This is a genomic window from Streptomyces sp. NPDC017056 (genome assembly GCF_044332485.1).
In the GTDB taxonomy this organism is placed as follows: domain Bacteria; phylum Actinomycetota; class Actinomycetes; order Streptomycetales; family Streptomycetaceae; genus Streptomyces.
Genome location: NZ_JBIRPD010000002.1, coordinates 273,669 through 293,132 on the forward strand (window position 1 = coordinate 273,669; position 19,464 = coordinate 293,132).

The window sequence follows — 19,464 nt, forward strand, 5'->3', positions numbered from 1 at the left end:
GCAGCACGCCCGCCCGGGACGGCTCAGACCTGTTCCGCCAGCAGCCGGTCGGCGATCTCCGCGACGCGCTCGCGCAGGCCGTCCTGGCTCTTGCCGCCGTCCAGCAACTCCCCGCCGATCAGGTAGGTGGGCGTGCCCGTCACACCGATCGCCTTGCCCTCGGCCTGGTCCGCGTCCACGGTCAGCAGATGCCGGCCGTCGATGAGCGCGGTGTCCATCTCCTCGGCGTCCAGGCCCAGTTCGCCGGCCACCGCGAGCAGGAACTGCTCGCCGCGGACGCCCAGTTCCTCCGTACGGGCCAGGACGGCTTCGGCGTACGGCCAGCCCTTGCCCTGCTCCGCGGCCTCCTCGAATGCCTGGGCCGCGGCGTAGGCGTGCTTGTGCTTGGCCAGCGGGAAGTGGCGGAGGCGGATGTCCAGCCGGTCCCCGTAGCGCTCGCGCAGGGCCCGCAGGTCGTCCAGCGCGGTGGTGCAGTCCGGGCACTGCAGCTCGCACCACACGTCGAGGACGACGGGGCGCGCGGAACCGGAGGTCGTGGCGTCGTTCATGGGCCCAGTCTCCCAGCAGACGGCCGCCGCCCCGAACCGGGACCTGCGGAGGAGCCCTACCCCGAGATGTCCCTGAGGCCGCCCCGGATCGTGGCCGCGGCGCCCGTGAACGGTGCAGGATGGAAGAAGAGCAGGACAGGACGGCATCGCGCGGCGGCCCGGCGTGCGGTGCGCCACGACCATCGGCTGGAGGACCGGATGCTGCTGACCTCGACCGTCTGCGCCGCGGTGTCGGCGGCGGGCCTGGGTATCGCCGCGCTGACGGCCTACCGCAGGCGCTTCCTCGCCGCGACGCGGATCGCGGCGTTCTCCCTGGTGCCCGTCGGGCTGGTGATGACCGGCGTCGTCGACTGGATCGCCGGCCTGGTCTTCAAACCCATGGTGTGGGCGGGCTTCGGCGTGCTGGCCCTCTCCGCCGTGCTGTTCATGATCGGCAGGGTGGCCGAGCGGCACGCGGTCAAGGCGGGCGGCAGCCGCAAGGAGCGGCGCGCCGCGGCCCGGCGGCAGCCCGCTGCGGTGGCACCCGCGGCCTCGGCCCCTTCGCTGGGCGCGGGCGCCGCGACCGGGCAGCCCGCCGCCAGGGCGAAGCCGAAGGCGAGCGCCCCGCAGGAGGACTTCTCCGACATCGAGGCCATCTTGAAGAAGCACGGGATCTGAGCACGGGATCCGAGCAGGGGACCGAGTACGGGACCCGGTCGTCCGCGTGGCTCGTGAGGGTGATGTCTCGGACACCGTAGCGATCACGCAAGTGCACGGGATCTGGTGAACTCCCGTCGCTGAGGGGTGATTCGGCCATTCCCGCGTGATCACGTGCGCCATTATCGGCGCGAGATGAACGACGAGTGCGCCCTGCCCCGGGACCCCGCCGTCACACCGGCGGACCCCCCGGCCCCCGAACCGCGTGGCTGTCTTTTCGCGTTGTCGCAGCCGCCCCTGATGCTCTTCCTCACCGTCATCGCCGTCCTTCTGCTCATCGGCGCCCTCCACGACCTGCTCTTCCTGTGAGGAGGCCGGACGGTGCGGGACGGCCGGATCGCACAGTCAGCGCGCGGCCTCGCGGCGGCGCGCCCGGTACGCCGCGACGTGCAGCCGGTTGCCGCACGTACGGCTGTCGCAGTAGCGGCGCGAACGGTTGCGCGACAGGTCCACGAACGCGAAGCGGCAGTCCGGGGCCTCGCAGTGCCGCAGCCGCTCCCGCTCCCCGGCGACGACCAGGAACGCCAGCGCCATCCCGCCGTCCGCCGCCAGGTGCTCGGCCACCGAGGCGCCCGGCGCGAAGTAGTGCACGTGCCAGTCGTAGCCGTCGTGGTCGGTCAGCTGCGGCGTGGTGCCGGCCGCCGCGACCAGGTCGTTGAGCCGCTCGGCCGCCGTACGGTCGTCCGGCGCGGCGAAGACCCCGGCGAACCGCGACCGCACGGCCCGCACGGCCGCCAGATCGCGGTCGCCGAGCGTGCCCACGTCGCTGACCGCGTTGCGCGCGACGAACGCCCGGAGCGCCGACAGGTCGGTGAGGCTGTCGGTGGCTCCCGGGGCGTCGCCCTCCGGAGCGGTGTTCAGGAGGTCGACGACCGCGTCGAGCGCGCACCGGGTGTCGTGGGTGATCATCACGGGTTCGCTCCCTGGCCGGGCGGGGTCGGCGGCGCCGCCCCGGTGTCCTTGCCGAATGGTCGCCGACTCTAGCGCGTCCAACAAGCCTCGGCGCCGTCTCCGCGGTGGGTCCGCGGCGACGACGCCGGCTCGTGCCGTATGAACTTGTCGGTCCTGTCCCGTCGCCCCGAGTCGGACGGTGCAGGTGTGAGCGGTTCGGTGCGGTGGATGGCTGCGATGGGCTGCTGCGCCGCCTTTCAGTTCTCCGCGAGGATGTGGGAGAGCTCCGTGTCGAGATCGAAGTGCCGGTGTTCCGTGCCTGGTGGAACCGCCGCGTCGGTCCTCTTGAGGAACGACTCCAGGGCCCGCGCGGGGGCCTCCAGGAGAGCCTCGCCCTCCGGGGAGCTCAGGGCGATGCAGACAACGCCCTGTCCGTGGCTCCGGGACGGCCAAACGCGGACGTCTCCGGTGCCCGTGGGCCGGTGCAGGCCCTCGGCGAGGAGATCGCGGGCGAAGACCCACTCGACCGTTTCCTCGGCTCCGGTGTGGAAGGTCGCGTGCACGGCATACGGATCGGCCGTGTCATACCGCAGGCCCGCGGGTACAGGCAGTGACGACTCGCTCGACACAACGAGGCGCAGGTGCAGCTCGCAGCTGACCGTGGTGTTCATAAGCGCCAGGGCCTTTCGCTCAGTGTGCGCTCGGGGATTCGCACGTCGGCGAAATCGACATGCCACCTACGGTGCCGTTGTAAACCCCTCTGAGGGTTTTGGGTGACTTCCGGTACCTCTTACGGCGGAGCTGTGGATCCTCCCTGGCGGCCATTCCGGTGACCGGCTTCCCTCGGGTAGGTTTCTCCCCATGAATACGGAGAGTAACGGGGGAGTCGGCATAGCCGCCGCGGCGGCGGCTCCGGCTGCGGAACAGGACGGCGCGGGAGAGACTGCGAAGGTGGAACAGCGACTCGGCTCGCGGGCGCCGCATTTCATCAAGCGTTCCCGGCCCCTGCACCTGAGCTGGCAGGTCGGCATCTTCATCGTCGGTCTCGCGGTGGTCGTGGGCGGCATCATCATGCTGCCGCTGCCGGGCCCCGGCTGGCTGGTGATCTTCGCCGGCATGGCGATCTGGGCGACCGAGTTCGTCTGGGCGCAGCTGGTGCTGCGCTGGACCAAGCGCAAGGTCACCGAGGCGGCGCAGAAGGCGCTGGACCCGAAGGTGCGGCGGCGCAACATCATCCTGACGAGCATCGGCGCGGTGATCATCGTGGCCGGGCTCGCCGTCTACCTGTGGAAGTTCGGCTTCGTGCTGCCGTGGAACGCCGATGCGTGACCGGCGCCCGGCTGACCGGCCCCGCGGGTGGTCGTGAGACCCCTCCGACGTGCGGTAATGTTCTCTCTGCGCCCGGGCGATTAGCTCAGCGGGAGAGCGCTTCGTTCACACCGAAGAGGTCACTGGTTCGAACCCAGTATCGCCCACACCGGACGACGGCCCGGAGGTCCCAGACCTCCGGGCCGTCGTCGTTTCCCTGCCCCCGGCGCCGCCGGAGCGGCACAATCGGTCCATGCCCGGCTGGTCGCACACCCTGCACCGCTACCGCTTCCGGAGCGAATGGCGGCTGCCCGCGCCGCCGGCGGCGGTCTTCGCCGCCCTGGCGGACGCCGAGGCGTACCCGCACTGGTGGCCCCAGGTGCGCCAGGTGGTCCGCGTGGACGAGTACACCGGCACCGCGCGTTTCAGGTCGCTGCTCCCGTACGTCCTCACGGTCACCGCGACCGGCACGCGGCGCGTCCCCGACGCAGGCGTGCTGGAGTTCGTGGTGCGTGGCGACCTGGAGGGCTTCGTGCGCTGGACGGTCGGTGCGTCCGGCGGCGGAACGCGTGCCGTCTTCGAGCAGGAGGTGGTGGTGCGCAAGCCGTCCATGCGCCGGTTCGCGCTGCCGGGACGGCCGCTCTTCGTCGTCAATCACACGCTGATGATGCGCGCCGGGCGACGCGGGCTGGCCTCTTGGCTGGCCCACGGGTGATCTCCTAAAGGGCACCACGCGGCCGGGGCGGGAATGCGGCGGCAAGGAATTTGATGGAAAGGCGCCGCGGCCTGTATTGTTCAGATCGTTCGCGGGGGAAACCGCGGGAACGAAACCCGGGCGATTAGCTCAGTGGGAGAGCGCTTCGTTCACACCGAAGAGGTCACTGGTTCGAACCCAGTATCGCCCACCGGGACCGAGGGCCGGGCCGCCAACAGGCGGCCCGGCCCTCGGCGTTGGTACGCACTGCGCGCGGTCAGGCGGCCGCCGGCAGCTCCGGCCGCATCGGCCAGTGCGGGTCCACCGCCTCCTCCGTGCCGTTGCGCGCGAACCACGCCTCCAGGCCGCGCGCCTGCGCCGCGTGCCACACCGCCTGCCGGGTGTGCAGCTGCGCCGGACTGAGCGACTGGAGCCGTTCCGCGTACCGCTGCCCCAGCGCCCGTACGACCTGGAGCGCGGCGAGCGCGTCGGCGGCCGCCTCGTGGGCCCCGGTCAGCTCGACCCCGTACTCCGCGCACAGGTCCGTGAGCGTCCGGCGCCCCTTGCGGTAGCGGTCCAGGTGCTTGTCCAGCACGCGCGGGTCCAGCACGGACAGCGGGTGGGCGCCGAGGTAGTGCGGGAGCGAGGCGGCGCGGTGCCGGCGCAACTCGCGGTCCAGCAGCGTCAGGTCGAATGGCGCGTTCATGACGATCAGCGGCCGCCCGGCGAGCGACTGGTCGGTCAGCGCGCGGGCTATCTCCTCCATGACGGGCGACGGCCAGCGGCCGTGCAGGGCCAGGTGCCCGTCGGTCAGCCCGTGCACGGCGGTGGCCGCCTCGGGGACGGGCACCCCCGGGTTGACCAGCCAGCGGGTGATGCGGGGGACGCTGCGCGGAGTTTCCTGGACGACCAGGGCGGCGGACACGATGCGATCTCGCTCCACGTCGATCCCGGTGGTCTCGGTGTCGAAGGAAGCCAGCGGACCGTCGTACCAGCACGGCATCTTCACAACTCCTCGCGCTCGTGCGGCGGGTGGGCCGGTTCGGCCACCCGACCAGGTGATACCCGAGGCTTCCGGTTGTCGAACCGTCCTGGTTTGTTGACCACTTGACGCGGACAAGAACACTTCGACGGGCCGTCACCTCGCGTGCGGCCCCCTCGAACGACGCGTCCCGGAAGGCACTTGAGCGATGACGCTCGCGCAGCCCGAACCGGGAGGACTGGTGCCCGGGCGGACCGCTCCGCCGCGTGGCGCGCTTGCCACCACGGCCTGTATGGAAACGCTCCAGGTGGGCTATCTTCACGCGGTGGCCGCCGCATCGGGCTGCTCGCTGGCCCAGCCCTTCCCCGACAACGGCATCGACTGGCACGTCAGCCACGGCGCGCCCGGCCATGCCGTCGACGACGAAGTGACCATCAAGGTGCAGTTGAAATGCACGTACCAGGTCGCCCCCAGGCCGCCGGGGCCGAGCTTCCCCTTCACCCTGGACAACGACCACCTGAGAAAGCTGGCGCGTACGCCCGTCGCGGTGCACAAGATCCTGGTCGTGATGCTGGTGCCGCGTACCCCCGAGGACTGGCTGCGGGCGGACCACGACCGCCTCGAACTGCGCCACAGCTGTTACTGGATCAACCTGGCCGGCCATGAGGTGACCGGCAGGAACCGGACCAACGTGCGGATCCCGACCACGCGGATCTTCGACGACCGCGCGCTCCGCGAGATCATGACGCGGGTCGGGGCGGGAGGGAGACCGTGATGCACCGGCCGACCGACGAGTACGAATTCAGGCTGCCGGACCCCGCGCAGCTCGACCCCGCGGTGCTCGGCGCCCTGCTGGCGCGGCACGGCTGGCGGCGCAGGGGCGGCGCCGCCGGACACTACGCGCGCTGGACACCGCCAGGCGGCGCCGCGGGGGGCACCAGCCTGCTCGTACCGCAGACCAGGACGTTCCCGGACAGCACCGACCTGCTCGCGGAGGCACTGGCCGCCCTCGCGCACAGTGCCGCGCCGTCCGCCCGCGAGGTGCTGGCGGGGCTCGCGGTGCCCAGCGACGAGGTGCGCTGGGAACGCGAGGTCCCGGACGGCGGACCGGGCGGCACACCGTGGGTGGCGCAGGAACAGCTGCGTACGGCGGCGCGGTCGATGCTGATGGCGGGCGCGCTCGGCACGTACTGCCGGGCGGGCTTCTACGGGGCGCGACACAAGCGCAAGGCCGAGGCGTTCATGGCGGACGTGCTGGTCGGGCCCGCGCCCGCCGGGCGGCGGCTGACCGCGTACGTCCCGGTGTCGGCGGGCCGCGCGGCCGTCGCCGGGCTCCAGCGCGCGCTGCACGCCACCCGCGACGCCACCGACTACCAGCGGGCGACCGGCGGCATGGAGGCGTTCGACGCGGCCGTGGAACTGGGCGTCTGCCACGAACTGGCGGAGGCGCTGATCTCGCTGGTCCGGGAGGCGGAGGGAGTACGGATCTCGGTCGAGTGGTCGCCGGGGGCCGGCCCGCCGCCCGGCTTCGCCGCCCGCCCCGAACCGGTCGAGTTCTCGCCCGGCGACCTGCCGGCGCTCCAGCAGGCCGCCCAGCGCTACGTACGCGGCGAGCCGTCGCTGCCGGTACGGGTGACCGGCGCGGTGGTCCGGATGCGGCGCGAGCGGCCCGGCGGCCCCGGCGCGGTCCGGCTGCGGGTGCTGGCCGGGGCCGACGTCGTACAGGTACGGGTCGCGCTCGACGAGGAGGACTACCGCATCGCCGGACACGCCCACCTGGTCGGCCTGCCGATCCGGGTCAGCGGCCGGCTGGAGAGCCGGGGCGGCTTCCGCCGCATCACCGGCGCGTCGGACGTCACCCCCGTCCAGGTCGACGAGGCCGAACGGGACCGGCTGCTGAAGTCGCTCCAGGAAAACCTGGACTTCTTCGAGGAGGCGTGCGGGGGGCCGCTGCCGGGGGAGTGACGGGCACGGGGGCGGGGGAGCGGCCGGACCGGGGGAGCGGCCGCGCCGACCGTTTCGCGAGGAAGACCGGTGGCTCGGTACGATTCGGCTGCGCAGCAATCGCTGACGCGCAGGAGACATGAGTCAGGAGAGACCGGTGTCAGACGTCCGTGTGGCCATCCAACGCGATTCCGAGCGGGAAGAACGTGTGGTGACCACGGGCACTACGGCCGCCGACCTCTTCCAGGGCGAGCGCTCCGTCGTCGCGGCCCGCGTCGCCGGGCAGCTCAAGGACCTGGCGTACGAGCTCGCCGAGGGCGACGAGGTCGAGCCCGTCGAGATCACCAGCCAGGACGGCCTGGACATCCTGCGCCACTCCACCGCGCACGTGATGGCGCAGGCCGTCCAGGAGCTGTTCCCGGAGGCCAAGCTCGGCATCGGCCCGCCCATCAAGGACGGCTTCTACTACGACTTCGACGTCGAGACCCCGTTCACCCCCGAGGACCTCAAGCGCATCGAGAAGAAGATGCAGGAGATCCAGAAGCGCGGGCAGAAGTTCTCCCGGCGCCCGGTGAGCGACGACGACGCCCGCGCCGAGCTGGCCGGCGAGCCGTACAAGCTGGAGCTGATCGGCCTCAAGGGCTCCGCCGCCGAGGCCGCCGAGGGCGCGTCCGCCGAGGTCGGCGCCGGCGAGCTGACCATCTACGACAACCTCGACGCCAAGAGCGGCGAGCTGACGTGGAAGGACCTGTGCCGCGGCCCCCACCTGCCGACCACCCGCGTCATCCCCGCCTTCAAGCTGATGCGCTCGGCCGCCGCCTACTGGCGCGGCAGCGAGAAGAACAAGCAGCTCCAGCGCATCTACGGCACCGCGTGGCCGACCAAGGACGAGCTCAAGGCGTACCTGGAGTTCCTCGCCGAGGCCGAGAAGCGCGACCACCGCAAGCTGGGCGCCGAGCTGGACCTGTTCTCCATCCCGGAGGAGCTGGGCTCCGGCCTCGCCGTCTTCCACCCCAAGGGCGGCATCATCCGCCGGGAGATGGAGAACTACTCGCGGCGCCGCCACGAGGCCGCGGACTACGAGTTCGTCAACACCCCGCACATTTCGAAGGAAGGTCTCTTCGAGACCTCGGGGCACCTGCCGAACTACGCCGACGCGATGTTCCCGCCGCTGGAGTTCGACGGGCAGAACTACCGCCTCAAGGCGATGAACTGCCCCATGCACAACCTGATCTTCAAGGCGCGCGGCCGCTCGTACCGCGAACTGCCGCTGCGCCTCTTCGAGTTCGGCACGGTCTACCGCTACGAGAAGTCCGGCGTGGTGCACGGCATGACCCGGGCCCGCGGCTTCACCCAGGACGACTCGCACATCTACTGCACCAAGGAGCAGATGGCGGACGAGCTGGACTCGCTGCTGACCTTCGTGCTGGACCTGCTGCGCGACTACGGCCTGGACGACTTCGAGCTGGAGCTGTCCACCCGCGACCCCGAGTCGGACAAGTTCATCGGCGAGGACGCGGAGTGGGAGGAGGCCACCGAGGCGCTGCGCCAGGCGGCCGAGAAGCAGGGCCTGCCGCTGGTCCCCGACCCGGGCGGCGCCGCCTACTACGGTCCCAAGATCTCCGTGCAGGCGCGGGACGCCATCGGCCGGTCCTGGCAGATGTCGACCATCCAGGTCGACTTCCAGCAGCCCAAGCGCTTCGGCCTGGAGTACACCGCGGCCGACGGCTCCAAGCAGCAGCCCGTCATGATCCACCGCGCGCTGTTCGGCTCCATCGAGCGCTTCTTCGCGGTGCTGCTGGAGCACTACGCGGGCGCGTTCCCGGTGTGGCTGGCCCCCGTGCAGGCGACCGGCATCCCGATCGGCGACGACCACGTCCCGTACCTCCAGGAGTTCGCCGCCGAGGCGAAGGAGCGGGGGCTGCGGATCGACGTGGACGCTTCCTCGGACCGGATGCAGAAGAAGATCCGCAACGCGCAGCGCAGCAAGGTCCCGTACATGATCATCGCGGGTGACGAGGACGTGGCCAACGGCGCGGTGTCCTTCCGCTACCGCGACGGGTCGCAGAAGAACGGCATCCCGAAGGCACAGGCGATCGCCGAGATCCTGGACGCGGTGGAGCGCCGCATCCAGGTGTGAGACGGGCCCCGCACGCGCGGGGCGAGGCGAGGGGCGGTCCCGGTCCTGGACCGCCCCTCGCCGCATTCCGGCCCAGGCCGGGGAATATGCTGGCCCGCATGACGAGTGAGCCGGAGCAGCAGATCGGAGTCGGGACACAGGACGCCTTCCAGCGACTGTGGACGCCCCACCGGATGGCGTACATCCAGGGGGAGAACAAACCGTCCGGACCGGGCGCCGAGGACGGCTGCCCCTTCTGCACGATTCCGGCCAAGTCGGATGAGGACGGGCTGGTGATCGCCCGCGGCGAGCACGTGTACGCGGTGCTCAACCTCTATCCGTACAACGGTGGCCATCTGATGGTCGTGCCGTTCCGGCACGTCGCCGACTACACCGAGCTGGACGGTCCGGAGACCGCCGAGCTGGCCGAGTTCACCAAGCGGGCGATGGCCACGCTGCGGGCCGCCTCCGGCGCGCACGGCTTCAACATCGGCATGAACCAGGGCTCGACCGCGGGCGCCGGCATCGCCGCCCACCTGCATCAGCACGTGGTGCCGCGGTGGGGTGGCGACACCAACTTCATGCCGGTGGTGGGGCAGACGAAGGTGCTTCCGCAGCTGCTCGCCGACACCCGGAAGATGCTGGCGGACGCCTGGCCGCAGTAGTGGCCGTGCCGGGGGGCGGCCGAGACACACCCTTCGGTAAATCGGATAAATCGGCGAAAATCGGACGGGTTGCCCTCTAATGGTGAGGTGACTTGTCTGCATCGCCGCTCCGTGCTGCGCGCCGCCGCCTCGGCCGCGGCCGCCGGCGCGCTCGCGTCGGGGTGCGGGACAGCCCGTACGGACACCGCCTCCGTACGGGCCTCCGGCTCCCCGCGGCCGGGCGGGACCGGCCCGCCGCCGGGCGGCCCCGCCGCCTCGGGCGCCGCCCGCGCCGCCCGCCCGCCCACCCGCGCGCCCGGCCTGCCCGTACAGATCCAGCACGGCCCGCGGCGCGGCACCGCCGTCGCCCTCACCTTCCACGGCCAGGGCGACGCCGGAACGGCCACCGCGCTGCTCGGCGAGGCCGAGCGGGCCGGGGCCAGGGTGACCGTGCTGGCCGTCGGCAGCTGGCTCGACGAGCAGCCGCAGCTGGCCCGCCGCATCCTCGACGGCGGCCACGAACTGGGCAACCACACCCTGCGCCACCTCGACATCTGCGCACTGCCTGCCGAAGAGGCGTACGCCGAGATCAGCGGGTGCGCCGAGCGGCTGCGGAAGCTGACCGGCACGATCGGCAGCTGGTTCCGCCCCTCCCGTACGCAGTACGCCACCGAGCTGGTGACCCGGCTGGCCCGCAGAGCCGGCTATCCGCACGTCCTCTCCTACGACGTCGACTCCCTCGACGCGGACGATCCGGGCGCCCCCGCGGTCCAGCGCACCGTGCTGGACGGGGCCCGCGCGGGATCCATCGTGAGTCTGCACCTCGGGCACCCCGGCACCGTTGCCGCGCTGCCCCCGATCCTCGACGGCCTGCACCGGCGCGGACTGCGCGCGGTGACGACAACGGAGCTTGTGACCTGATGGCTGACCGGACCCGTATGCAAGATTCGAAGCGCGCCCGCCCCGGCCGGCGGGCCGCGGTGCTGGCCGTCGCCTGCGCCCTGGTGGCGGCGGGCTGCGGTGGCGGCGGGAAGAAGGCCGCCGACGGCGGCGCCGGGGCGTCCTCGCCCCCGGCCTCGCCCGCGAAGGCCGCCAAGCCGGGACTGCCGGGCATGCCGCCGGTGCTGGACGAGCACGACGTGTACGCGGCGGACCGCCCCGACAAGCTCGCGCCGCACGTCAAGGACTTCCCCTCGCGCGTGTACGTGCCGAACACCGGCTCCGACACGGTCAGCGTCATCGACCCGAAGACGTACAAGGTCGTCGAGACCATCCCGGTGGGGGTGCAGCCGCAGCACGTCGTCCCGTCCTGGGACATGAAGACGCTGTGGGTGAACAACAACCGCGGTCACGACCTGACCCCGATCAACCCGGCGAACGGCAGGCCGGGCAAGCCGGTCGACGTGCACGACCCGTACAACCTCTACTTCACGCCCGACGGCAAGTACGCGGTCGTGATGGCCTCGATGGACAAGGAGCTGGTCTTCCGCGACCCCAAGACCATGGAGGTGCGCAAGACCGTGCCGGTGACCTGCGCGGGCGTCAACCACGCGGACTTCTCGGCGGACGGCAGGTACTTCATCGTCTCCTGCGAGTTCTCGGCCGAGCTGCTGAAGGTCGACACCGCGAAAATGAAAGTCGTCGGGCAGCAGAAACTGCCGTTCAGGGGAGCGATGCCGCAGGACGTGAAGATGTCACCCGACGGGAAGACCTGGTACATCGCGGACATGATGGCCGACGGCATGTGGGTGCTGAACGGCGACACGTTCGAGAAGCCCCGGCTGATGCCGACCGGCAAGGGGGCCCACGGGCTCTACGTCAGCCGCGACTCCAAGACGATGTACATCTCCAACCGGGGCGAGGGTTCAGTGTCCCTGCTCGACTTCAAGAGCGGCAAGCTGGTGGACAAGTGGCACATCCCCGGGGGCGGCAGTCCCGACATGGGCGGGGTCTCCGCCGACGGCAAGGTGCTGTGGCTGTCCGGCCGCTACAACTCCGAGGTCTACGCGCTGGACACGCGTACCGGGAAGACCCTCGCGAAGATCCCGGTGGGTGAGGGCCCGCACGGCCTGGCGGTCTACCCGCAGCCGGGGCGCTACTCACTGGGGCACACGGGGATCTTCCGGTAGACGGCACAGCGGCACAGCGGCACAACGGCGCGGCGGCGCGGACCCGGAAGACCCCCGGCCCGCGCCGTCCGGCGGCTACGCGTTGTACTCGTCCGCCTTGCGCGGCTCCGCGCTCTGCACCATGCCGCTGAGCACCAGCGAACGGCTGTCGAAGCGCGCGGTGTCCACCCCGTTCTCCTTGAGCACGCTCAGGGCGGCGGCGTGCACCACGCGCAGCACCGGCGTCGCGGCGCGCAGCGCGTCGTCGGCCATGAAACGGTGCCGCCAGGGCTTGTCGGCCCAGGCGTGCCGCAGGCCGAACGGCTCGGGCAGGGTCAGCTTCCCGCCGAGGAACTCCAGGAAGCCGGGGAACCACGTCAGCGGGGCGCGGGCGGCGAGCCGCACCACCTCGCTCGCGTCGACGAGCGGCAGGCTCACGGACTTCGTCTCCCAGAACTTGACCGTCTTGGAGACGCTCTTGGACTTCGGCGCGGGCTTGGAGGTGAACAGCGGGTTCACCGGGCCGAGGGCGTGTCCGGTGACCTCCACGCGCAGCGTCTCGTGCAGCACGGTGACGGTGATCAGCAGGGTTATCACCAGCTGCCCGTCCCACAGCACGAACTGGACGCCGAGATAGTGCCGGCTGCCGGCGCCGAACTGCTGCTCGTTGCAGATCCGCTCTATCTCGTGGCCGCGGACCTGGAAGGCTTCCACGTCCGTGCCCTCGGGGCGGGAGACCGAGCCGGCCTTCTCGCCGACCGGCACCACGATCCAGTGGCGTACGGAAGGGGGCTGCTTGAAGCCGCCCGTGTGCAGGGGGCTGCGCTCCAGCAGGCGCAGCCGGTCGTGGATGACGCGGATGACGTCGTAGCTGCGGAAGGGGTTGATCTCGCCGCCCTCTTCGGCGGGCCGCAGCTCCTCGGCCATCTGCCAGCTGCCCCAGCGGGTGCCCATGCCGAGTATGCCGTTGGGCCCGGCGTAGAAGGCGACGTTGCTGTTCTGCTCGGCGGTGAGCTTGGCCAGGCTCTGGCGCATCTGCTCGGCGGCGGTCTCGTTCGGGTCGCGGGGGACCGCCTCCGGGATCTTGGCGCCCACGCCGCCGCCTTCGAGCAGGCCCTTCCAGGCGTCCCGCAGGTCCTTGGCGGTGGTCTCGCTGATCCGCTTCGCCCACCACCAGCCGATCACCGGGACGACGACCATGGCACGCAGGTACACCGACCAGAAGCCGGTGAACGGCAGTTTGACCAGGAACAGCACGGCGATGGCGGCGACGGCGAGCAGCAGCGCCACGCCCAGCGCCGAGGTGCCGGTGCCCTTGGCTCTGGACAGCAGCTTCTTGAGCTGGAAGGCGCCCAGCCACAGCAGCACGCCGGGCAGGAACAGCAGCCCGAACACCAGCATGAGGACGGTCAGTTTGACGTCCCGGATCTTGCGGATGCGGCTGGCGGCCAGGCAGTGCTCGACGACCGTCTGCGGTTCGATGCCGAAGGACTGGATGAGCGCGCCGCGGGCACCGCCGAGCATCCGCAGTTGCAGTGCGCGGGAGAACGCCTCGCCCAGATTCGGTTCGAACAGGGAGAGTTTGGGTGGTTTGATCGTCGACTTGGCGGTGGCGGAGTCGGCCTTGGCGATCTCCGCGAGGGGGTTGTCGCGGTACGCCGCCGAGGCCAGCGCCTGGGTGGCCGCGGTCTGCCCGGCGCCACCGGACAGCGGGACCTGCGCCCCGGGACTGAAGTCGAAGCCGTCTGCTGCCACTGCCGCCCCCATCGCCGCACACATCCGCTGCTGCGGCCTTCTTCCCAACTACCGTCGGTCGCACACCTTCTGAGCTGCGATCACAGCCTACCGCCGGCGCCCGCCCCGGGAGTGCCGAGGTGGGCGGCCGGCGGCAGGCGCCAGCTCAGGAACCGTTCTCCTCCTGTTCGCGGATCTTCGCGGCGAGCTGCGGCGGCATCGGTTCGTGCCGTGCGTAGGCGCGGTGGAACCGGCCGGTGCCGTGCGAGAGGGAGCGCAGGTCGACGGCGTACCGGCCGATCTCGATCTCCGGCACCTCGGCCCGTACCAGGGTGCGGCCGTGGCCCGCCTGCTCGGTGCCCACCACCCGGCCGCGCCGCCCCGACAGGTCGCTCATGACCGCGCCGACGAAGTCGTCCGGAACCAGTACGGTCACCTCGGCGACCGGCTCCAGGAGGTGGATACGGGCGTCGACGGCGGCCTCGCGCAGCGCGAGCGCCCCCGCCGTCTGGAACGCGGCGTCGGAGGAGTCCACCGAGTGGGCCTTGCCGTCCAGCAGCGTGACCCGGACGTCGACCAGCGGATACCCGGCGGCCACGCCGCGGGCCGCCTGGGCCCGTACGCCCTTCTCGACGGACGGGATGAACTGCCGGGGCACCGCCCCGCCCACGACCTTGTCCACGAACTCGATGCCGCTGCCGCCGGGCAGCGGCTCCACCTCGATCTCGCAGATCGCGTACTGGCCGTGGCCGCCGGACTGCTTCACGTGCCGCCCCCGGCCGGCCGCCTTGCCGCCGAAGGTCTCCCGCAGCGAGACCTTGTACGGCACGGTGTCGACCTGCACGCCGTAGCGGGAGCGCAGCCGTTCCAGCCCCACGTCCACATGGGCCTCGCCCAGGCACCACAGCACGACCTGGTGGGTGTCCTGGTTGTGCTCCAGGCGCATCGTCGGGTCCTCGGCGACGAGGCGGGACAGGCCCTGGGAGAGCTTGTCCTCGTCGGCCTTGCTGTGCGCCTGGATGGCGACCGGCAGCAGCGGGTCCGGCATCGTCCAGGGCTCCATCAGGAGCGGCGCGTCCCGGTCGGAGAGGGTGTCGCCGGTCTCGGCGCGGGTCAGCTTCGCCACACAGGCCAGGTCGCCGGCGATGGCCTGGGACAGCGAGCGCTGCACCTTGCCGAACGGGGCGGACAGCGCGCCGATCCGCTCGTCCACGTCGTGGTCCTCGTGGCCGCGGTCCGTCAGGCCGTGCCCGGAAACGTGCACGATCTCGTCCGGGCGCAGGGTGCCGGAGAAGACCCGTACCAGCGAGAGCCGGCCCACGTACGGGTCGGAGGAGGTCTTGACCACCTCGGCGACCAGCGGGCCCGCCGGGTCGCAGGTCAGCGGGGGGCGGGGCTTGCCGTCAGGGGTGGTGACCGCGGGGGCCTCGCGCTCGGCGGGGGTGGGGAAGCCGCGGGCGATCAGGTCCAGCAGCTCCACGGTGCCCAGGCCCTGCCGGGCGCCCTCGGCGGCGGGCGCGGCGGCGAGCACGGGGTGGAAGGTGCCGCGCGCGACCGCCGTCTCCAGGTCACCGATGAGCGTTTTCACGTCGATGTCCTCGCCGGCGAGGTAGCGGTCCATGAGGGACTCGTCCTCGCTCTCGGCGATGATGCCCTCGATGAGCCGGTTGCGGGCCTCCTCGATCAGCGGCAGCTCGCCGGCTTCCGGCGCGCGCTCGACGCGTTCGCCGGAGGAGTAGTCGAAGACCCGCTGGGTGAGCAGGCCGATCAGCCCGTGCACCGGCGCGTGCCCGTCGGCGCCCGCCGCGCCGTACAGCGGCAGGTACAGGGGGAGTACGGCGTCGGGGTCGTCGCCACCCAGGGCGCTGCCGCACAGCCGGGTCATCTGGTCGAAGTCGGCGCGGGCCGCCTCCAGGTGCGTGACGACCAGCGCGCGGGGCATGCCGACCGCGGCGCACTCGTCCCAGACCATGCGGGTCGCGCCGTCCACGCCGTCCGCCGCCGAGACGACGAAGAGGGCCGCGTCCGCTGCCCGCAGACCGGCCCTCAGCTCCCCGACGAAGTCGGCGTAGCCGGGTGTGTCCAATACGTTGATCTTGATGCCGCACCAGTCGACGGGGACCAGGGACAGCTGCACCGACCTCTGCTGCCGGTGTTCGATCTCGTCGTAGTCCGACAGGCAGCCGCCGTCCTCGACCCGGCCCGCCCGGTTGACCGCGCCGGTCGCCAGCGCGAGCGCCTCCACCAGCGTCGTCTTCCCCGCGCCACTGTGGCCGACCAGCACCACATTCCTCAGGGACGTGGGCTGGTCGGCCGACGCTGCCCTGCCGGCGGCTCCTGGATGTGTCCTCGACTTCTCGCCCATGTGTCTCGCCTCCCGGTCGACACTTTGCGGTGTTTCGAGCTTTCCACCCTGGTCATGGCGCGTCCATACATCGCACAAGGGGCGATCAGGGATCCCGCCGGGCGCGGCGGCGCACCGGCCGCGGCCCCGTGACGGCTGCGACGGCGACGTCTTGGCCGGTCACGGGTCGTGCTCCGGGCCGTGGTGCGTTCGCGGTACGCGGGTGCCGCCTGGCTACGATGGGCCAGCCGGTGGCCCCATTGACCGCGCGGCCCGTATCGACCTCCGGGAAGGCCATGCTGAACACGTACGCGCGTGCTTTCTTCACGCGTGTCCTCACGCCATTCGCCGCCCTGCTCATCCGTCTCGGCGTCAGCCCGGACGCGGTCACCCTCGTCGGCACGGGGGGTGTGGTGGCGGGTGCCCTGGTCTTCTTCCCGCTCGGCGAGTTCTTCTGGGGCACGATCGTCATCACCCTGTTCGTGTTCTCGGACCTGGTGGACGGCAACATGGCGCGGCAGCTGGGCCGGTCCAGCCGCTGGGGGGCCTTCCTGGACTCCACGCTCGACCGGGTCGCGGACTCCGCGATCTTCGGCGGGCTGGCGCTCTGGTACGCGGGAGCCGGCGACAGCCTGTGGCTCTGCGCGGTGGCGATCTTCTGCCTGGCCAGCGGGCAGGTGGTCTCGTACACCAAGGCCCGCGGCGAGAGCATCGGGCTGCCGGTGAACGTCAACGGACTGGTGGAGCGGGCCGAGCGGCTCGTCATCACGCTGGTCGCCGCCGGCCTCGCGGGACTGCACGCGTTCGGCGTCCCCGGCGTCCAGTACCTGCTGCCGATCGCCCTGTGGGTGGTCGCCGTCGGCAGCGCGGTCACCCTCGCCCAGCGCGTGGTGACCGTACGCCGGGAGTCCGCCGAGGCCGACGCCATCGCTCAAGGGGGGAACAGCGCGTGAAGCGCGTCACTCGCACGACCATCGACCGCGAAAAGCTCACCGACGGGGCATACGCCCTGGGCTGGAGCGCGGTGAAAAAACTGCCCGAGCCGGCCGCCAAGGCCCTCGGCCGGCGGATCGCCGACGCGGTCTGGAAACGGCGCGGCAAGGGCGTCCTGCGCCTGGAGGCCAACCTCGCGCGCGTCGTACCGGACGCCACACCGCAGCGCCTGGCCCAGCTCTCCCGCGCCGGAATGCGCTCCTACCTGCGCTACTGGATGGAGTCCTTCCGGCTCCCCGCCTGGAGCAAGGAGCGCATAAAGGGCGGCTTCGCGCCGGCCGACGTCCACCACCTGGAAGACGGCCTCAAAAGCGGCCGCGGCGTGATCCTCGCCCTGCCGCACATGGGCAACTACGACCTCGCGGGCGCCTGGGTCACCACCAAACTGGGCGTGCCCTTCACCACCGTCGCCGAACGCCTCAAGCCCGAGACGCTCTACGACCGGTTCGTCGCCTACCGCGAAGGCCTCGGCATGGAGGTACTGCCGCACACCGGCGGCGCCGCCTTCGGCACCCTCGCCCGGCGGCTGCGCGCCGGCGGCCTGGTCTGCCTGGTCGCCGACCGGGACCTGTCCGCCTCCGGCATCGAAGTGAAGTTCTTCGGCGAGGCAGCGAAGATGCCGGCCGGACCGGCGATGCTCGCGGTACAGACCGGCGCGATGCTCCTGCCGGTCACCCTGTGGTACGACGAGAGCCCCGTCATGCGCGGACGGGTACACCCGGAGATCGAGGTGCCGCAGACCGGCACCCGCGCCGAGAAGGCCGCCACGATGACGCAGGAACTGGCCGACGCCTTCGCCTCCGGCATCGCCGACCACCCGGAGGACTGGCACATGCTGCAACGCCTGTGGCTCGGTGACCTGGAGCCGCGCGACCCCGCCCCGAGCACCGCCGCGCCCCGCGCCGGCGCCCCGCGAACGGAGCAGCCTTGAGGATCGGGATCGTCTGCCCGTACTCCTGGGACGTCCCGGGCGGCGTCCAGTTCCACATCCGGGACCTGGCCGAACACCTCATCCGGCTCGGCCACGAGGTGTCCGTACTCGCCCCGGCGGACGACGAGACACCACTGCCGCCGTACGTCGTCTCCGCCGGACGTGCCGTACCCGTGCCGTACAACGGTTCGGTTGCCCGGCTCAACTTCGGCTTCCTGTCCGCGGCCCGCGTCCGCCGCTGGCTGCACGACGGCGCCTTCGACGTCATCCACATCCACGAACCCGGCACACCGTCGGTCGGCCTGCTCGCCTGCTGGGCCGCGCAGGGCCCGATCGTGGCCACCTTCCACACCTCCAACCCGCGCTCCCGATTCATGATCGCCGCGTATCCGATCCTGCAGCCCGCGCTGGAAAAAATCAGCGCGCGGATCGCGGTGAGCGAATACGCCCGGCGCACCCTGGTCGAACACCTCGGCGGCGACGCGGTCGTCATCCCCAACGGCGTCGACGTCGACTTCTTCGCCGACGCCGCGCCCAAGGACGAATGGCAGGGCCACACGATCGGCTTCATCGGCCGCATCGACGAACCCCGCAAGGGCCTGCCCGTCCTGATGCGCGCCCTGCCCCAGATCCTCGCCGCCGTCCCCGACGCCCGGCTGCTGGTCGCCGGCCGCGGCGACGAAGAGGAAGCCGTCGCGGAACTGCCCGCCGCACTGCGCTCCCGGGTGGAGTTCCTCGGCATGGTCAGCGACGAGGACAAGGCCAGGCTGCTGCGCAGCGTTGACCTCTACGTCGCCCCCAACACCGGCGGCGAGTCGTTCGGCATCATCCTCGTCGAGGCGATGTCGGCGGGGGCACCCGTGCTGGCCAGCGACCTCGACGCGTTCGCGCAGGTACTGGACCAGGGCGAGGCGGGAGAACTGTTCGCCAACGAGGACGCGGACGCGCTCGCCGCCGCGGCCGTCCGGCTGCTCGGCGACCCCGCGCGTCTCGCGGAGCTACGGGAACGCGGCAGCCGCCACGTCCGCCGCTTCGACTGGTCCACGGTCGGCGCGGACATCCTGGCCGTCTACGAAACCGTCACCGACGGGGCGGCCATGGTCGCCACCGACGAGCGGACGGGGTTGCGGGCGCGGTGGGGGTTGGCGCGCGACTGATGCGCGCTACGCGCGCGGTTTTCGGCGGGTTCACCCCGGACGGGGTTGGCCTGCCTCGCGCTGCGCGCTCGGGGGCGGGGCCGCGCAGGGGGCCAACTCTCCCCCAGCCTTCGGCCGGGGGTGCCCCCACGGCACCGTTAACTCCACGTTGCCGAAATCGGTAGCCTGTGCCGCCCGGCTGTCCTGCGGGGATGGCCCCCTACGCGTCCCCTCAGGTGAGTTCAGCGACTCCCGGCCGGTGGGGGGAAAAAGACGCCTGGCGGGGGGGCTTGCCTAGCCCCCACGGCGGGATAGCCGCCCTACAGCCGGGGGTCGGGGCCGCTCCGGGGTCTCCCCGCAGGACAGCCGGGCGGCACAGGTTGCCGAAATCA

At 71.7% G+C, this 19,464-nt stretch carries 19 protein-coding genes and 2 tRNA genes; 15 read left to right on the forward strand and 6 right to left on the reverse strand.

Going from position 1 to position 19,464, the window contains the following annotated elements; genetic code table 11:
* Positions 1 to 23 precede the first annotated feature (23 nt).
* A complete protein-coding gene (locus ACH4OW_RS04185; protein WP_360135230.1) occupies positions 24 to 548 on the reverse strand; it encodes a DsbA family protein in 525 nt (174 codons plus the stop codon).
* 201 nt (positions 549 to 749) lie between these two features.
* On the opposite strand from ACH4OW_RS04185, the gene ACH4OW_RS04190 reads away from it, so the two are divergent.
* The gene (locus ACH4OW_RS04190; protein WP_398025228.1) at positions 750 to 1,205 is read left to right on the forward strand and encodes a hypothetical protein; all 456 of its coding nucleotides are present in this window, start codon (positions 750 to 752) and stop codon (positions 1,203 to 1,205) included.
* A gap of 174 nt (positions 1,206 to 1,379) precedes the next feature.
* The gene (locus tag ACH4OW_RS04195) at positions 1,380 to 1,553 is read left to right on the forward strand and encodes a hypothetical protein (protein ID WP_360135228.1); all 174 of its coding nucleotides are present in this window, start codon (positions 1,380 to 1,382) and stop codon (positions 1,551 to 1,553) included.
* Positions 1,554 to 1,589: 36 nt separating this feature from the next.
* Here the strand turns inward: ACH4OW_RS04195 and ACH4OW_RS04200 are convergent, their stop codons facing one another.
* Together ACH4OW_RS04200 and ACH4OW_RS04205 are read right to left on the reverse strand one after the other, a co-directional pair.
* A complete protein-coding gene (locus ACH4OW_RS04200; RefSeq protein WP_398024801.1) occupies positions 1,590 to 2,156 on the reverse strand; it encodes a CGNR zinc finger domain-containing protein in 567 nt (188 codons plus the stop codon).
* Positions 2,157 to 2,392: 236 nt separating this feature from the next.
* Entirely contained in the window at positions 2,393 to 2,806 is a 414-nt protein-coding gene (locus ACH4OW_RS04205) for an SsgA family sporulation/cell division regulator (RefSeq protein ID WP_003987206.1), read from the reverse strand.
* Positions 2,807 to 2,996: 190 nt separating this feature from the next.
* Here ACH4OW_RS04205 and ACH4OW_RS04210 point away from each other — a divergent pair, with 190 nt between their 5' ends.
* From ACH4OW_RS04210 to ACH4OW_RS04225, 4 genes are all read left to right on the forward strand, one after another.
* Complete coding sequence (locus ACH4OW_RS04210) at positions 2,997 to 3,464, forward strand: TIGR02611 family protein (protein ID WP_360135224.1); 468 nt, start codon at positions 2,997 to 2,999, stop codon at positions 3,462 to 3,464.
* 74 nt (positions 3,465 to 3,538) lie between these two features.
* A tRNA-Val gene (locus ACH4OW_RS04215) sits at positions 3,539 to 3,610 on the forward strand.
* Positions 3,611 to 3,696: 86 nt separating this feature from the next.
* The gene (locus tag ACH4OW_RS04220; protein ID WP_398024804.1) at positions 3,697 to 4,158 is read left to right on the forward strand and encodes an SRPBCC family protein; all 462 of its coding nucleotides are present in this window, start codon (positions 3,697 to 3,699) and stop codon (positions 4,156 to 4,158) included.
* Between the two features lie 118 nt (positions 4,159 to 4,276).
* Positions 4,277 to 4,348 (forward strand) — tRNA-Val (locus ACH4OW_RS04225).
* A 66-nt stretch (positions 4,349 to 4,414) separates the two neighbouring features.
* Here ACH4OW_RS04225 and ACH4OW_RS04230 read toward each other — a convergent pair.
* Positions 4,415 to 5,140 carry an exonuclease domain-containing protein gene (locus tag ACH4OW_RS04230; RefSeq protein WP_360135729.1) on the reverse strand — a complete coding sequence of 242 codons (726 nt, stop codon included), beginning with the start codon at positions 5,138 to 5,140 and terminating at the stop codon, positions 4,415 to 4,417.
* Positions 5,141 to 5,327: 187 nt separating this feature from the next.
* On the opposite strand from ACH4OW_RS04230, the gene ACH4OW_RS04235 reads away from it, so the two are divergent.
* The 6 genes from ACH4OW_RS04235 to ACH4OW_RS04260 all read left to right on the forward strand — a co-directional run bounded on the left by ACH4OW_RS04235 (position 5,328) and on the right by ACH4OW_RS04260 (position 11,955).
* Complete coding sequence (locus tag ACH4OW_RS04235; RefSeq protein ID WP_360135731.1) at positions 5,328 to 5,894, forward strand: DUF4365 domain-containing protein; 567 nt, start codon at positions 5,328 to 5,330, stop codon at positions 5,892 to 5,894.
* Positions 5,894 to 7,084 (forward strand): hypothetical protein, encoded by a 1,191-nt coding sequence (locus ACH4OW_RS04240; protein WP_398024806.1) that lies wholly within the window; start codon positions 5,894 to 5,896, stop codon positions 7,082 to 7,084. Before ACH4OW_RS04235 ends, ACH4OW_RS04240 begins: the two co-directional genes overlap by 1 nt.
* Positions 7,085 to 7,220: 136 nt before the next feature.
* Positions 7,221 to 9,203, forward strand: a complete 1,983-nt coding sequence (gene thrS, locus ACH4OW_RS04245; RefSeq protein WP_398024808.1) for a threonine--tRNA ligase — start codon at positions 7,221 to 7,223, stop codon at positions 9,201 to 9,203.
* 86 nt (positions 9,204 to 9,289) lie between these two features.
* Complete coding sequence (locus tag ACH4OW_RS04250) at positions 9,290 to 9,847, forward strand: HIT family protein (protein ID WP_398024810.1); 558 nt, start codon at positions 9,290 to 9,292, stop codon at positions 9,845 to 9,847.
* An 87-nt stretch (positions 9,848 to 9,934) separates the two neighbouring features.
* The gene (locus ACH4OW_RS04255; protein WP_360135739.1) at positions 9,935 to 10,747 is read left to right on the forward strand and encodes a polysaccharide deacetylase family protein; all 813 of its coding nucleotides are present in this window, start codon (positions 9,935 to 9,937) and stop codon (positions 10,745 to 10,747) included.
* A complete protein-coding gene (locus ACH4OW_RS04260) occupies positions 10,747 to 11,955 on the forward strand; it encodes a YncE family protein (protein WP_398024813.1) in 1,209 nt (402 codons plus the stop codon). Before ACH4OW_RS04255 ends, ACH4OW_RS04260 begins: the two co-directional genes overlap by 1 nt.
* Before the next feature lie 75 nt (positions 11,956 to 12,030).
* Here ACH4OW_RS04260 and ACH4OW_RS04265 read toward each other — a convergent pair whose 3' ends face one another.
* Both ACH4OW_RS04265 and ACH4OW_RS04270 read right to left on the reverse strand, forming a co-directional pair.
* Positions 12,031 to 13,701: a hypothetical protein gene (locus tag ACH4OW_RS04265; RefSeq protein WP_398024815.1), complete on the reverse strand. Its 1,671-nt coding sequence runs from the start codon at positions 13,699 to 13,701 to the stop codon at positions 12,031 to 12,033.
* A gap of 133 nt (positions 13,702 to 13,834) precedes the next feature.
* Positions 13,835 to 16,033 (reverse strand): elongation factor G-like protein EF-G2, encoded by a 2,199-nt coding sequence (locus ACH4OW_RS04270; RefSeq protein WP_398024816.1) that lies wholly within the window; start codon positions 16,031 to 16,033, stop codon positions 13,835 to 13,837.
* A 218-nt stretch (positions 16,034 to 16,251) separates the two neighbouring features.
* Between ACH4OW_RS04270 and pgsA the strand changes: the two genes are divergently transcribed.
* The 3 genes from pgsA to ACH4OW_RS04285 are packed head-to-tail and all read left to right on the forward strand — an operon-like array spanning position 16,252 to position 19,093.
* The gene (pgsA, locus tag ACH4OW_RS04275) at positions 16,252 to 16,965 is read left to right on the forward strand and encodes a phosphatidylinositol phosphate synthase (protein ID WP_398024818.1); all 714 of its coding nucleotides are present in this window, start codon (positions 16,252 to 16,254) and stop codon (positions 16,963 to 16,965) included.
* A complete protein-coding gene (locus ACH4OW_RS04280; RefSeq protein WP_360135747.1) occupies positions 16,962 to 17,936 on the forward strand; it encodes a phosphatidylinositol mannoside acyltransferase in 975 nt (324 codons plus the stop codon). The genes pgsA and ACH4OW_RS04280 overlap by 4 nt, the downstream gene beginning before the upstream one ends.
* Positions 17,933 to 19,093 carry a glycosyltransferase family 4 protein gene (locus tag ACH4OW_RS04285; RefSeq protein ID WP_398024822.1) on the forward strand — a complete coding sequence of 387 codons (1,161 nt, stop codon included), beginning with the start codon at positions 17,933 to 17,935 and terminating at the stop codon, positions 19,091 to 19,093. The genes ACH4OW_RS04280 and ACH4OW_RS04285 overlap by 4 nt, the downstream gene beginning before the upstream one ends.
* Positions 19,094 to 19,464 lie beyond the last annotated feature (371 nt).

Excerpts from the sequence above, each read along its gene's own strand:
- ACH4OW_RS04185 (WP_360135230.1), bottom strand. The coding sequence starts at position 548 with ATGAACGACGCCACGACCTCCGGTTCCGCGCGCCCCGTCGTCCTCGAC.
- ACH4OW_RS04195 (WP_360135228.1), top strand. The coding sequence starts at position 1,380 with ATGAACGACGAGTGCGCCCTGCCCCGGGACCCCGCCGTCACACCGGCG.
- ACH4OW_RS04205 (WP_003987206.1), bottom strand. The coding sequence starts at position 2,806 with ATGAACACCACGGTCAGCTGCGAGCTGCACCTGCGCCTCGTTGTGTCG.
- ACH4OW_RS04210 (WP_360135224.1), top strand. The coding sequence starts at position 2,997 with ATGAATACGGAGAGTAACGGGGGAGTCGGCATAGCCGCCGCGGCGGCG.
- ACH4OW_RS04220 (WP_398024804.1), top strand. The coding sequence starts at position 3,697 with ATGCCCGGCTGGTCGCACACCCTGCACCGCTACCGCTTCCGGAGCGAA.
- ACH4OW_RS04230 (WP_360135729.1), bottom strand. The coding sequence starts at position 5,140 with ATGCCGTGCTGGTACGACGGTCCGCTGGCTTCCTTCGACACCGAGACC.
- ACH4OW_RS04235 (WP_360135731.1), top strand. The coding sequence starts at position 5,328 with ATGACGCTCGCGCAGCCCGAACCGGGAGGACTGGTGCCCGGGCGGACC.
- ACH4OW_RS04240 (WP_398024806.1), top strand. The coding sequence starts at position 5,894 with ATGCACCGGCCGACCGACGAGTACGAATTCAGGCTGCCGGACCCCGCG.
- ACH4OW_RS04250 (WP_398024810.1), top strand. The coding sequence starts at position 9,290 with ATGCTGGCCCGCATGACGAGTGAGCCGGAGCAGCAGATCGGAGTCGGG.
- ACH4OW_RS04260 (WP_398024813.1), top strand. The coding sequence starts at position 10,747 with ATGGCTGACCGGACCCGTATGCAAGATTCGAAGCGCGCCCGCCCCGGC.
- ACH4OW_RS04265 (WP_398024815.1), bottom strand. The coding sequence starts at position 13,701 with ATGGGGGCGGCAGTGGCAGCAGACGGCTTCGACTTCAGTCCCGGGGCG.
- ACH4OW_RS04270 (WP_398024816.1), bottom strand. The coding sequence starts at position 16,033 with ATGGGCGAGAAGTCGAGGACACATCCAGGAGCCGCCGGCAGGGCAGCG.
- pgsA (WP_398024818.1), top strand. The coding sequence starts at position 16,252 with ATGGGCCAGCCGGTGGCCCCATTGACCGCGCGGCCCGTATCGACCTCC.